At 55.5% G+C, this 13,416-nt stretch carries 12 protein-coding genes; 3 read left to right on the top strand and 9 right to left on the bottom strand.

All coding sequences use genetic code 11. From position 1 onward, the window contains the following. Positions 1-13 precede the first annotated feature (13 nt). Entirely contained in the window at positions 14-796 is a 783-nt protein-coding gene (gene tpiA, locus CAMM_RS06995) for a triose-phosphate isomerase (protein WP_003845908.1), read from the top strand. Between the two features lie 187 nt (positions 797-983). Further along, on the top strand, positions 984-1,217 hold the full coding sequence (gene secG, locus CAMM_RS06990; RefSeq protein WP_003845904.1) for a preprotein translocase subunit SecG: 234 nt from the start codon (positions 984-986) through the stop codon (positions 1,215-1,217). Positions 1,218-1,294: 77 nt separating this feature from the next. Here the strand turns inward: secG and pgl are convergent, their stop codons facing one another. The 5 genes from pgl to tkt form a co-directional block, all read right to left on the bottom strand. Continuing rightward, positions 1,295-2,062, bottom strand: a complete 768-nt coding sequence (pgl, locus tag CAMM_RS06985; RefSeq protein ID WP_003845902.1) for a 6-phosphogluconolactonase — start codon at positions 2,060-2,062, stop codon at positions 1,295-1,297. Between the two features lie 73 nt (positions 2,063-2,135). Continuing rightward, positions 2,136-3,056, bottom strand: a complete 921-nt coding sequence (locus tag CAMM_RS06980; RefSeq protein WP_040354603.1) for a glucose-6-phosphate dehydrogenase assembly protein OpcA — start codon at positions 3,054-3,056, stop codon at positions 2,136-2,138. Positions 3,057-3,081: 25 nt separating this feature from the next. Next, positions 3,082-4,533 carry a glucose-6-phosphate dehydrogenase gene (gene zwf, locus CAMM_RS06975; protein WP_003845899.1) on the bottom strand — a complete coding sequence of 484 codons (1,452 nt, stop codon included), beginning with the start codon at positions 4,531-4,533 and terminating at the stop codon, positions 3,082-3,084. 256 nt (positions 4,534-4,789) lie between these two features. After that, positions 4,790-5,875, bottom strand: coding sequence for a transaldolase (gene tal, locus CAMM_RS06970; protein ID WP_003845897.1), 1,086 nt, complete (start codon positions 5,873-5,875; stop codon positions 4,790-4,792). Between the two features lie 12 nt (positions 5,876-5,887). Continuing rightward, positions 5,888-7,966 carry a transketolase gene (tkt, locus tag CAMM_RS06965; RefSeq protein WP_003845895.1) on the bottom strand — a complete coding sequence of 693 codons (2,079 nt, stop codon included), beginning with the start codon at positions 7,964-7,966 and terminating at the stop codon, positions 5,888-5,890. 468 nt (positions 7,967-8,434) lie between these two features. Here tkt and CAMM_RS06960 point away from each other — a divergent pair, with 468 nt between their 5' ends. Then, on the top strand, positions 8,435-9,379 hold the full coding sequence (locus CAMM_RS06960) for a heme o synthase (RefSeq protein ID WP_040354589.1): 945 nt from the start codon (positions 8,435-8,437) through the stop codon (positions 9,377-9,379). 160 nt (positions 9,380-9,539) lie between these two features. Here CAMM_RS06960 and CAMM_RS06955 read toward each other — a convergent pair whose 3' ends face one another. The 4 genes from CAMM_RS06955 to CAMM_RS06940 form a co-directional block, all read right to left on the bottom strand. After that, positions 9,540-10,508, bottom strand: coding sequence for a quinone oxidoreductase family protein (locus tag CAMM_RS06955; protein ID WP_003845892.1), 969 nt, complete (start codon positions 10,506-10,508; stop codon positions 9,540-9,542). Positions 10,509-10,528: 20 nt separating this feature from the next. Next, on the bottom strand, positions 10,529-11,584 hold the full coding sequence (locus CAMM_RS06950; RefSeq protein WP_003845890.1) for a COX15/CtaA family protein: 1,056 nt from the start codon (positions 11,582-11,584) through the stop codon (positions 10,529-10,531). 78 nt (positions 11,585-11,662) lie between these two features. After that, entirely contained in the window at positions 11,663-12,472 is an 810-nt protein-coding gene (locus tag CAMM_RS06945) for an ABC transporter permease (RefSeq protein WP_003845889.1), read from the bottom strand. Positions 12,473-12,477: 5 nt separating this feature from the next. Then, entirely contained in the window at positions 12,478-13,410 is a 933-nt protein-coding gene (locus CAMM_RS06940; RefSeq protein WP_040354587.1) for an ABC transporter ATP-binding protein, read from the bottom strand. Between the last annotated feature and the right edge of the window lie 6 nt (positions 13,411-13,416).

Below are 13,416 nucleotides of genomic sequence, written 5' to 3'. Positions count from 1 at the left end.
GAAGTGTGTCTAAATGGCGCGCACCCCACTGATTGCTGGCAACTGGAAGATGAACCTCAACCACAAGCAGGCTATCGGAGAGCTGCAAAAGTTCTCCTTTACTCTGCCCAAGGAATACTACGAAAAAGTAGATGTCTCCTTCCTGGTTCCTTTTACCAATATTCGTACGGCACAGACGCTTGTGGAAGGCGACAAGCTGAAGATCACCTACGGTGCTCAAGATATTTCGGAGCACGAATCTGGCGCATACACCGGTGAAGTATCTGGCGCGATGCTCGCAGCACTTGGCTGCTCCTACGTCGTTGTAGGCCACTCTGAGCGCCGCGAATACCACAATGAATCTGATGAGCTCGTAGCGAAGAAGACTGCGGCAGCTTTGGCCAATGGCATTTCTCCTATCGTATGTGTGGGTGAGCCGCTGGATATTCGCGAGGCCGGCACGCATGTTGAGTACGTAGTTGACCAAACCCGTAAGTCTTTGGCTGGTCTGGATGCCAATGCATTGGCGAAGACCGTTATTGCCTATGAGCCAGTGTGGGCTATTGGCACCGGCAAGGTAGCTTCAGCAGATGATGCCCAGGAAGTCTGTGCGGCCATTCGCGGCTTGGTTAAAGAGCTAGCGGGCGAAGACGTCGCAGCGGGCATCCGTATTCTCTACGGCGGTTCTGTGAAGACTGATACTATCGCGGAGATTGTCTCCAAGCCTGATGTCGACGGTGGGCTAGTCGGCGGTGCTTCCTTAAGCGGTGAGGAATTCGCGAAGTTGGCTGCTACCGCAGCGACCGCCAATCAGTAGCTGACATCGGCCGAGCTTGATGTGTATGCGCACGTGCTAATGGCCATGACGCCGTGATGGTGTAATATTGCGGGAAGCGAAGTTCTCATGGGCTGATACTTCCCGCATATCCTCGCTTCGTGCACTGGCGCACGAGCGCAGCATGAGACAAAGATTTTTAATTATCAACACGCAAGGTAGCTAATTCATGATTTTGACTCTGCAAATCGTACTGGTCATCTCCGCAATTTTGATGACTGTGTTCGTCTTGCTGCACAAGGGCAAGGGCGGCGGCCTGTCTAGCCTTTTTGGTGGCGGTGTTCAATCGAACCTGTCGGGCTCCACGGTGGTGGAAAAGAACCTGGACCGCTACACCGTGGTTATGGTCATCATCTGGCTCGCCTGCATCATTGGCTTAAACCTCATTCAGGCTTACGCTTAACGCCCTGCAGGGTATAACAGCATACAGAAAGTCCCGCTCAGTATTAATTTACTGAGCGGGACTTGTTGTTGCTGGTGCTAGTCGTTTAACGCGCCAGCGGCATTGTCAGCTAAGAACAAGACGGTTTCTTCCAAGCCGCGTGCACCGGCGGCTGGCCAGTCTTCGGCGTCAGCTCCTGCAACAACATGCGCTGCGGCCTCGGCCTTTTCTTCACCAGCGACAAGCAGCCACACTCGCTTGGACCGAGCAATCGCGGGCAGCGTCAGCGTCAGACGCTCGGCTGGTGGCTTCGGGCTATCGTGAACAGCAACCACAATGTCTTCTTGTTCGCGCACCGCTTCGGTATGAGGGAACAAGGAGTTGATGTGGCCTTCGCCGCCCATGCCGAGCAGGTGCAGGTCGAATCCCTGCGGTGCGAATTCGCGCAGCTCTTCTTCATAGGCTTGCGCAGCCGAGCTCATTGAAATTGCGCCCAAATCATAGCCGTGGATGTGACGGGTTGGAATACCGACGTGATTGAGCAGTGCCTCCCGTGCCTGGCCCTCGTTGGAATCAGGGTCGCTGACAGGCACATTGCGTTCATCGCCAAAGAAGATGTGGATGCGATCCCAATCAATGCGCAGGGCAGGGAAGTCTTCGCCTTGGTTGTTGGCAGCGTCGTCTAGTCGGCGCAACTCTTTGAGCAGTCCGATGCCAGCGCCGCCGCCGGTGAGAACAACACGTGCAATACCATCGCCATGGACACCTCCATTAAGCGCCTGGGCTTGCGCCACAACGTCAATGAACTTCAATGCCGCAGAAGATATGAGCTCTTCCAAGTCAGCAACGCGATTAATAGTCACCATGACTAAAGTTGGGGTCCTTTCACACGTCTGCACGCTCGGGATAAGGGTGCAGAAACTAAGCTATTAAATACTACTAGTAGTCTACTTGCTGTAGTCCACGCAATGTATGTGCGTAGGCCTTATCAGCATCCAAGTGCCGGAGTTCTTCCGATAGAATCTCTGCGCGGGAGCGAGTATTCAGCGCGACCATGGACTCGGGGGAACCTGGAACATTGACGCGCACCGAGCCTTCTTCCGTTGCTTCGATCATGATGTCGGAGGTCTCACGGAAGAAATGCACGCTGTGAATCGTAAACTTCTCCGAAGAATCATCGTTGTCGTCGGAGACAATGCGTTTAACGGGCACAGCCAAACGGTCCAGCAGCCACGCTGCAGCAAGGTCAACGGCCAAGCTGTCGGCGGGGCCAGAGATTTCCACGCGCTGTACCGGTTCATGCGGCAGGCGGTCCAAAGACGAGGCCACGATGCCGCGCCACTGGGTGATCTCACCCCATGCCATGTCCGTATCGCCAGGAGCGTAGCCAGCAGACAGGGTACGCAGGTCTTCCTTCTCCGCTGCATGGGTGATGCGTCGCTGGCCCAAAGCGCCAATAGGAGTTTGGGACGGACGCGGCGGAGCTGCTGTTGCCCACCACACCACGATCGGCGTATCAGGCAACAGCAGGGGAGTAACAACAGATTCGGCATTGTCCGCTAGGGCACCAAAAAGGTGCATGACGACGATTTCCGATGCGCCAGCTTCGCCGCCAACGCGCAGTTCCGCGTTGAGCAGTGGCTCTGCTAGGCGGTTGCCTCTGATGACCACCAGTACGCGGGACGGGTGCTCGTGGGAGGCATCGCGGATGGAATCTAAGACGGCATCGACCTCATCGTCGGCATTGACAACGACGATCAACGTTAAAACGCGTGAGGTGGTCAAGGTGTAGTGCTCTTGTGCTTCCACAAGCCCACGAGAGATCTTGCTCGTGGTGGTATTTGGCATTGGGGTGATCACAGGTTGAATCCTTCACACATTGTTTCTAAGGACGACGCCAGGTACGACCGCGGCGGGAGAGCATGGCATTCGCCGACTCCGGGCCCCAGGTGCCTGCAGCATAGCTTTCAGGTTGGCCATTGCTTTCCCAGTACTCCAAAATCGGGTCCAAAATGGCCCAGGAGAGCTCAACTTCTTCGTTGGTGGGAAATAGTGAGGACTCATCCAAGAGCGCGTCGAGAATCAGACGCTCATACGCTTCCGGTGACTCTTCAGTAAAAGCCTGGGCGTAAGAGAAGTCCATATTGACATCGCGCACTTCCATGGTGGAGCCTGGAACTTTCGAACCAAAACGCAAGGTCACGCCCTCATCCGGCTGCACGCGAATCACTACAGCGTTAGCGCCCAGCGCCGAGGTTTGACCGCCATCGAAAGGCTGATGCGGAGCGGGCTTAAAGACCAGGGCAATCTCGGTGACTCGACGTCCCAAACGCTTACCAGTGCGCAAGTAAAACGGCACGCCTGCCCAGCGGCGGGAGTTTACTTCGAGCGTGCAGGCAGCATAGGTCTCGGTGGTCGATTCCGGATCGAATCCTTCTTCCTCACGCAGGCCCTTGACGTACTGCGATCCTTGCCAACCTGCTGCGTACTGTCCACGTGCGGTGGTCTTTGCCAACGGGTAGACAGGGGTGGTGGCTTGCAGAACCTTAATTTTCTCCGCCTGCAGTGCTGAGGGGCTAAAGGAGCTTGGCTCTTCCATGGCCACCAATGCGAGCAGCTGAATCAGGTGGTTTTGGATAACATCGCGCGCTGCACCAATACCGTCGTAGTAGCCCGCGCGCCCGCCTAGGCCAATGTCTTCGGCCATGGTGATTTGTACGTGGTCGATGTAGTGCGCATTCCACATGGGTTCATAGATCTGGTTGGCAAAACGCAACGCCATGATGTTTTGCACGGTCTCTTTGCCCAGGTAGTGGTCGATACGAAATACGGCGTCTTCGGGAAAGACGGCGTTGACAATTTCGTTGAGCTCACGCGCTGATTGCTGGTCGTGGCCAAAAGGCTTTTCGATGATCACTCGACGCCATGAATCATCCGACGGGGTTGCCATACCGACGCGTTCAATCTGGTGGCAAATATCGGAGAAGTAGTCCGGCGGAACCGAAAGGTAATAAGCCCAGTTGCCGCCCGTGCCGCGAGAGGAATCTAGCTCGTGAAGACACCCGGACAGGGCATCGAAACCTTTATCGTCGAAATCGCCAGAGACGAATTCAAAGCCTTGCGCGAGATGCGTCCACACGTTTTCTCTAAACGGTGTACGTGCGCCAGCTTGAACCGCGCCTTTGACATAGTCGCAAAAAGCGTCCTTATCCCAGTCTCTGCGACCGTAGCCAACAAGGGTAAACCCAGCGGGCAAAAGACCACGATTGGCCAAGTCGTAGATAGCCGGCAGCAGCTTTTTTCGGGCCAAGTCTCCGGTTACACCAAAGATGACCATTCCAGCTGGTCCGGCAATGCGCGGGAGGCGTTTATCTTTATCATCACGCAGGGGGTTAACCCAGTCGCTAGGGCTAGTCACAAGCAAGCAATCCTTTCAGCGAAATTCAACGCCCCTGAGTCTACTAGTTCGCCGGGATCGACAAACGCTAGCCATGGGCTCTCCCGCTTCACAGTTTGAGAGATAACAAACCCCACCAGGCTTCATGGTGCAAAATGTGCACAGCCACGGTGGGGCAGTCGATTTAATTGAGGTTTTAGACCAGACGTGGGGTTAGTGCTTCCAAAAGCTCAGTCCACGCAGAGACGAACTTTTCGTCGCCTTCGCGCTCGAGCAGGACGAAGACATCATCCAAATCAACGCCAACAGCCTTGATATCTTCTAAGACCTTGGCAGATTCCTCTGCGGAGTCGCTGAGGGTATCACCGTGCAAGGAGTCAGAATCCAAGGTGGCGTCGATAGTCTTTTCCGGCATTGTGTTGACGGTGTTAGGACCGGCCAACTCCGAGACATACAAGGTCGGAGCGTAGTCCGGGTTCTTTACGCCTGTCGATGCCCACAGCGGACGCTGCAGGTTGGTGCCTTCCGGCAAGTCGGAAGCGTTTTCCAACTCCGACTGGTACAACGCATAAGCCTGCTGAGCATTGGCGATGCCAGCTTTGCCCCGCAGCGCCAATGCTTCATCGGTACCGATCTTTTCCAAACGCTTGTCGATTTCGACGTCGACGCGCGAGACGAAGAAGGATGCAACGGAGTGGATTTTGGAGATATCCAAGTCGTTTGCTTCCGCGCGGCGGATACCAGTCTTGAAAGCCTCAATGACCTGCTTGTAGCGTTCCAGGGAGAAGATCAGCGTGACGTTGACGGAAATTCCATCCGCCAAGGCTTCGGTGATGGCGCCGAGCGAGCCATCGGTAGCTGGAATCTTAATCATGACGTTGTCGCGGTCGACGCGGTTCCACAGTTCGCGTGCCTGCGCAATGGTTGCTTCGCCATCGTCGGAAATACGAGGATCCACTTCGATGGAAACGCGGCCGTCTTTGCCGCCGGACTGCTCGTAGACTTCCTTAAAGACATCGCACGCGTTGCGCACGTCATCGATAGCCAAGGAGTAGACAGCTTCGTCAGCCTTGGCGCGTTCTGCCTTGAGCTTTGCAATGTCGTCGTCATAGGCATTGCCCTGAGTCATGGCGGCAGCAAAAATTGCGGGGTTGGTGGTCACACCCACAATCGACTTGGTCTTCAATAGTTCTTGAAGATTGCCGGACTCGAGGCGATCACGAGAGAGATCATCGAGCCACGTGGAGGTGCCGATCTTTGCTAGATCATCAATGGTAGTCATGTGTTTATACTCCTAATTCTTTGCGGCAGCCAGTGATTCGCGAGCTGCCTCGACGACCTTTTCGACGGTGAATCCAAAGCGCTCGAAGAGCTCTTCAGCAGGCGCGGAGGCACCGAAGTGCTCAATGGAGACTGCGCGACCTGCAAAACCGAGGTATTTGTGCCATGACTGGGCAACGCCGGCTTCGACGGACACGCGTGCCAGAACGTCGGATGGAAGAACCTCTTCGCGGTACTCCTTTGGCTGCTCTTCGAACCATTCCTGACATGGCATCGACACTACTCGCGTTGCGGTGCCAGCGGCTTCCAGTTCCTTCGCCGCACCCACGGCCAAGTGAACCTCGGAACCAGTAGCAATAAGGATGAGGTCTGGGGTGTCCTTGGACGCTTCCACCAAGGTGTAGCCGCCACGACGAACGCCTTCTGCAGCCTTTTCCTTGGTGCCTTCAAGTACTGGGACATTTTGACGAGTCAACGACAGTCCCTTCGGAGCAGCCTTGTATTCCATGGCTGCCGCCCATGCCTGCACCGTCTCATTGGCATCCGCTGGGCGGATAACTGAGAGGTTAGGAACTGCGCGAAGCGCGGAGAGCACCTCAACCGGCTGGTGGGTCGGACCATCTTCACCAAGACCGATGGAGTCATGCGTCCAAACAAAGTAAGTGTCGGTCGACATCAATGCGCCGAGACGAACAGCAGGGAACTGGTACTCGGAGAAGATCAGGAAGGTGCCGCCGTACACGCGGGTGTGTCCGTGCAGAGCAATACCGTTCATGATCGCGGCCATGGCGTGCTCGCGGATACCGAAGTGCAGGTTACGACCAGCGTGTGGATCAGCTGACCACATATCGGTGGTAATAGCTTCGGGGCCAAAGGATGCAGCGCCCTTGATCACCGTGTTATTGGAACCAGCCAGGTCCGCTGACCCGCCCCACATTTCTGGCAGCTTGGCAGCAAGAGCCTGAATTGCTGCTTCCGATGCCTTACGGGTAGCAAGACCCTTTTCATCTGCATCCCACGAAGGGAGGTCGTCTGCGAAACCTGCAGGCAGCTCGCGCGCAGCCATGCGGTCAAACAGAGCCTTATTTTCTGGGTAAGCCTCTGCCCACTGATCAAACTTTTCCTGCCACGCAGACTTCTTCTCTGCTGCGCGATCGGCAAGCTTGCGGGTGTGGTTGATGACGTCGTCGTCAATGTGGAAATTAACAGCTGGGTCGAAACCAAGGATTTCCTTGGTGGCTGCTACTTCATCATCACCAAGTGCGGCACCGTGAGCGCCACCGGTATTCATCTTATTGGGCGCTGGGTACCCAATAACGGTCTTCACGCGAATAAAGGATGGGCGAGTGGTCTCTGCCTTCGCGTTCTCGATTGCGTCGAGAATGGCGACAACATCTTCACCGGATTCGACGGTCTGCACGTGCCACCCATACGCCTCGTAGCGGGCGTTGACATCTTCGGTGAAAGCAATGTTGGTGTCATCTTCGATGGAGATGCGGTTGTCATCCCAAAAGACAATGAGGTTGCTCAGCTGCTGGGTACCGGCCAGCGAGGAAGCTTCGGCGGTCACGCCCTCTTGCAAATCACCATCGGATGCGATGACGTAGACGTAGTGGTCGAAAGGTGATTCGCCAGCTGGAGTATCAGCGTCAAAAAGGCCGCGTTCTTTACGCGCAGCCATAGCCATGCCGACCGACGATGCCAGACCCTGGCCCAAAGGACCGGTGGTGATCTCAACACCGTCAGTGTGACCGACCTCAGGGTGGCCAGGAGTTAAGGAACCCCAGGTGCGCAGCGCCTCAAGGTCTTTCATCTCCAAGCCGAATCCACCCAAGTACAGCTGGATGTACTGAGTCAATGAAGAGTGACCGACAGAGAGAACAAAGCGGTCACGACCAGCCCAGTTGATATCCTTCGGATCATGATTGAGCACGCGCTGGTACAGGGTGTAAGCCAGCGGTGCCAACGACATGGCGGTACCCGGGTGGCCGGAACCGCAGTTTTGAACCGCGTCTGCTGCCAACACGCGCACGGTATCAATCGCGCGAGTATCAAGCTCTGACCAGTCATCGGGGTAGCGACGCTCTGTCATCGCCTGCAATTCGGGGGAGAGGTTCGAAGAAGACACGGTTTAAGTTGCCTCACCAATCTATTCGGGATTAATACTGACGCGTACAAGTCTACTTATACCTAGGTGCGGAAGGATCCACTACGTGTTGCTATTTCGTCCTTTCAGCAAAAAGTTGTAGGCTGTGATGGTTACCTGCTGCTTAACCTACTTATAATCAGCGCCGAATTGCACCGTAATTCGCACAAATAAGTGGAAATTAAGTTAGTGGGCGCAACGGTAGGGCAATCCATTGTGACGTTGCTGACGAATTAGATACCTCAGGGAACTAGTTTGATTCCCTGCTCGACTAGTCAAGCGTAATCGGCACATTTGTGCCGTTAATTTTTGATTTCAATAGGCGCCTGAATGCAGATAACATTGCGCCGCACGACGTACGGCGCATCAGGTACTGCACTGTGCACAGACAATTAATAGTTGGAGGAAAATTCCTTGGACACCATCAAGGCCTATATTGCTTTGACAAAACCTAGGATCATCGAGCTCCTCCTTGTAGCCGCCATCCCTGCGATGTTGCAGGCGCAACGCGGCGTTGAAGCCGCTGCCGATAACATCTGGCTCATCATTTCCACCATTTTCGGTGGTTGGATGGGTGCTGCGGCAGCGCACACGTTTAATAACGTGGTCGAATATGAGCTTGATCAAAAAATGCAGCGCACCCGCGCGCGTCCCTTGGTTCGTGGAAAAATTAGCCGCAAGAATGCCGCGATTTTCGCGTTCATCATGCTGGCGCTGTCAGTATTTTGGCTCGGAGTCGTAGCCAATTCCTGGTTGGCAGCATTCTTCGTTCTGCTAACCAACTTCTTCTACGTCTTCGTCTACACCAAGTGGCTGAAGATGAAAAACGAACAGGGAATCGTGTGGGGCGGTCTCGCAGGCTGCATGCCGGCTCTGGTGGGCTGGGCAGTTATCCGCGATAACGCTATGGACGGTCAACCAGACCGCTGGTGGCAGGCCGTTGTTCTCTTCCTCATCATCTTCTTCTGGACTCCTCCTCACACTTGGGCGCTGGCCATGAAGTACAAGGAAGACTACCGCCGTGCAGGCGTGCCAATGCTGCCAGTGGTAGCTAAGGAATCCGAGGTAACTCGTCAGATCGTGTGGTACACCATTGCCACCGTTGTCGTGACCTTGTTGCTGCTTCCTGCCGCGTCTTGGATCTATCTCATTGCCGCGATTGCTTCCGGTATCGGATTCCTGTGGATGGCCATTCGTCTGCATGACGGCGTGAAGAAGGGCGCGAAGGTAAAGCCAATGCGCTTGTTCATCTACTCGAATAACTACCTCTCGGTGCTCTTTATTGGCCTGACCATTGACGCTATCGTTGGTTGGGAGCCCATCGGCCGCATGCTCGGCTGGTCTACCGTGCTCTTCTAAAACATAAACCCACCGCGAGGGTATAAGTACATAAATACATAAACGGCGGCGTCCGCGAGGAGTAATCCTCGTCTGGACGCCGCCGTTTGCGATCCTTGCTGAGTTCGCTGCCGCAGGGAGCTCTTGCTAAGACCGTGGCCCTCGGGCATAGCCCTTGGAATTAGCCCTTTTGCACGCGGAGTACTACTGAGCCGGTGGTCTTGCGGTTTTGTAGGTCTTCGTGGGCCTGGCGGGCATCTTGTAGGTCATAGACATCGTGTACCCGGAAGGTGAGCTTTCCTTCGTTGACCATTTGCACCACGGTAGAAGCACGCATCTGAAATTCTGCATCCGTCGCGGTGTAGGCACCAATAGAAGGACGCGTTAAGAAGATAGAACCGTGCTTGTTGAGCACCTGTGGGTCGATGGGGTCCACGGGCCCAGAGGCCGCACCAAAGAGGCAGACGGTGCCGCGCGGGCGTACGACTTCCAGTGACTCTTGGAACGTGTCTTTGCCCACGCCGTCATAGACAACGTCGACGCCTCGGCCGCCGTTAAAACGGCGAACCTTTTCCGCTAGTCCACCGGAGTAGCGAAATACTTGGTCCGCACCTGCTTCATAGGACAGTGTTTCTTTTTCATCGGAAGAGACCACGGTATACACGGTGGCGCCTGCCGCCTTCGCCATCTGGGTCGCCAGCAGTCCCACACCACCGGCACCGGCCGTAATCAAGCATGAGCTATTTTCATCCAGTTCGGCGACACCGTGAATGAGGTAGTGCGCGGTAATACCTTGTAGCAACATCGTGCCAGCGACGTTCAAGTCAATGTCATCAGGCACGGCCACCATGCGGTTGCGATCGACGCAGACCTGCTCCGCATAAGATCCGAAAGCGTCATTCCAAGCAACCATGGTGCCCTCGGCGATTTCGCCCTTCGGGTCATGCGCCACGCGGCCGACACCCTCAAGTCCAATGATAAAAGGCGTTTGGGCATTATAAATGCCCTCCCGGTAATAGGTATCGATGTAATTGACGCCAGCAGTAATGACGTCGACCAATACCTGCTCCTCGGAAGGAGTTGGGGAGGGCACTTCGGTGTACTCCAAAACTTCGGGTCCACCATGTTTTGCTACCTGGATTGCATACATGTATTCCAGGCTAACTGTTTTTAGCGCGCTGCGAGGGCTTTCTGTCGCTTTTCCCGCTTGACATCGCCAGCTGGTGAACCTGTTTCAAGGCCGGAGGTTCCGCCAGCGCGAACAATTCCGTGTGCATAAAGCAGGGCAGTGTAAGCCGTGACTACTGAGGACATTCCGATATGGAATGGAATGGTCCAGCGTGGCACGCCCATGTAGAACTGGAAGACACCGATTGCCCACTGAATAATAATGCAGGCGATGAGGACCCAGCCGGCCTTCTTCGCGGCATCGGAAGCATTCTTGCGGTATAGCAGTACCTGCACGATGACGGTAAAGAGAACGTAGACGTACATGCATCCGGCGTGGATATAGGCCATGAGCTTGGTATCGATATCCAAACGGCCTTCCATACCAACGCCCGCATCGCCAGCGTGTACACCAGACCCGGTGACCATGGTGCCGGTCATCAGCACGACGCTAAGTCCTACTACGGCAGCGATGGCGAGGTAGCGAATGGCATCGGAAAGCTCTGGCGTGCGCGTGCCATCGTCGGCTTCTTTAATGCGTGAGTACAACATGGCGGCAATCCAGACCAAGATCATCGATGGAATGAAGTGGATGGCAACCGCCCACCAGTGCAGATCCATAAAGACGGAGATGGCGCCGAGGACAGCCTGCACGGCAATGCCAGCGATAGACAGCCAAGCATAGAGTTTGAGCTCAAAGCGACGCTTAGCCATATGCATAGCAACGATTGCGGCAATGGCAGCGGCAGCGACCACGAAGGTCAGCAGACGGTTGCCAAACTCAATGACCTGGTGAATCCAGGGCGCGGCCCCGGGGACAGGAACCAACGAGCCAGCGTGGCAATTAGGCCAGGTCTCACAGCCGAGGCCGGAGCCAGTGACACGCACAATCGAGCCGGAAACGGTGATGCCGCCCTGGCAGATCAGCAAGATCAAAGCGATGATTCTTTGCTGTTTGATGGACGGTGCCGCCTCGCGGAAGAAGCTTCGTATGCGGTTGAAGGGGCCGGGTTTGCCGGTCCGAGGTGTCTGGGTTGCAGTAGGGGAAGAATCAGTCATGGCGCTCACGAATACTTACGTTACCTTTGATAATGGGGGTGGCCTAAAAAATTAGCGGTTAAAAGAGTAAGTTCACATTTAGCCCTCAAAACGGAACCATTTGCTTGCTGCAAACGACGCGACGATCGCCCAGAGGATCAAGGCAAGGAATGGAATGGTGGGAAATGATCCGGCCAACGCTTCGACTAGTCCGCTGGCTAGGGCGACGGACGGGATGAGATTCAACCAGCCCACGTCGATGAGCCCTTGCGAGTACAGCGTCCAGCCGACGATGGCTAAGAGGATAAACCAAATCAGGTTCGACAGCGCAAGCACGATTTCCGCGCTGAGGCTGCCGCCTAAGGTGAGTCCAAGCGCAGTAAAAGCCGCGACTCCGAGCAGTAACACCACAAAGGCCAGCAAGATTCCGGAAACTGGGGCGCGGAACCCTAGGAGAAATGACGCGGTGCCTAGGACAATGACCTGCAGACAGACCATCGCGAAGACGGCGATAATCTTGCCGGCAATAATGGCCCAGGCGGGAACGCCGGAAGCACCGCTGCGCTTGAGTGCGCCGTAGCGGCGGTCGAAGGCGACCGCAATAGCTTGGCCGGTAAACCCGGCGGAGGTAGCCGCGACCGCAAACACCATCGGAATAGCGGCGTCGATGCCGCCGAAGCTATCGGTTATCGGAAAGACCCGGAAAGCAATGAGCAAACCCAAAGGAATGATGATGCTCAGCAATTGCTGCTCGCCGTGGCGCAGCATGAGCTTGGCTTCCATCGCACCTTGCGCGGTGATCATCGTGGAGATGCTCGACGCCTTGGCATCTGGGGTAAACGTGCCTGGGGCAAACGATGGCAGAACTTGGCCGTGCATCACGGCATCTGATTGAGAGGCATCAGTCATGACTCTTAGCTCCTTAAATGACGGCCGGTGATATCCAAGAAGACATCTTCTAAATTGCGGTGCGATGTCTCAAGCTGGGTAATAAGCACCTCTTGACGTGCTAGCTCTTTCGTGATCGTGGCAATTGCTTCTGGGGTGGGCTCCATCGTGATGCGATAGTGCAATGGCCGAATAGCGGAGATCTCTACGCCGACGGCGCGGTGAAATGCTTCTTCATCCACTTCGTGATTGCACACGATCGAGATGAGCGCTGAAGACGCAATCTTCGTCAGCTCATCTGGGGTGCCCATGGCCACCTGGCTGCCGTGATCGACGATCAAAACATTGTCGGCTAGTGCTTCAGCCTCATCCATCAGGTGGGTGGTTAGCACGACGGCCACACCATCGCGCTTTAACGCGCGAATTAATTCCCAGACCGCAATGCGCGATTGGGTATCGAGCCCAGCTGTGGGCTCATCGAGAAAGACCAGATTAGGACGACCGATAATGGCGAGCGCTAATGCTAAGCGCTGTTGTTGGCCACCGGAAAGGCGCCGGTAGGTGTTTTTCGCGACCCCGCCAAGGCCCAAGATATCAATGAGCCAATCCGGATCGTGTGGATTGGCACTATAGCGGGCAGCTAGCTGCAACATCTCGCGTACCTTGATGCCGTTGTAGCCACCGCCGCCTTGCAGCATGATGCCGACGCGCTCGCGCACGGCATCAGGATGGGTGGCGGGGTTGAAACCGAGCACGGAGATCTCCCCGGAAGTTGGGGTGATAAACCCCTCGCACATTTCGATGGTGGTGGTCTTGCCCGCGCCATTAGCGCCTAGCAGACACAGCAACTCACCTTGGTGAACATGAAAGCTCAAACCGTTAACTGCGCGCTTGTCTCCGTAGTCTTTGACCACGTTGTCAAGGCGCAAAACCGGATGTCCATCAAAAGTTGTACTCACGGTTGT

It is taken from the genome of Corynebacterium ammoniagenes DSM 20306 (assembly GCF_001941425.1).
Classification (GTDB): domain Bacteria; phylum Actinomycetota; class Actinomycetes; order Mycobacteriales; family Mycobacteriaceae; genus Corynebacterium; species Corynebacterium ammoniagenes.
This window is presented reverse-complemented; position numbering and strand designations above follow the sequence as displayed.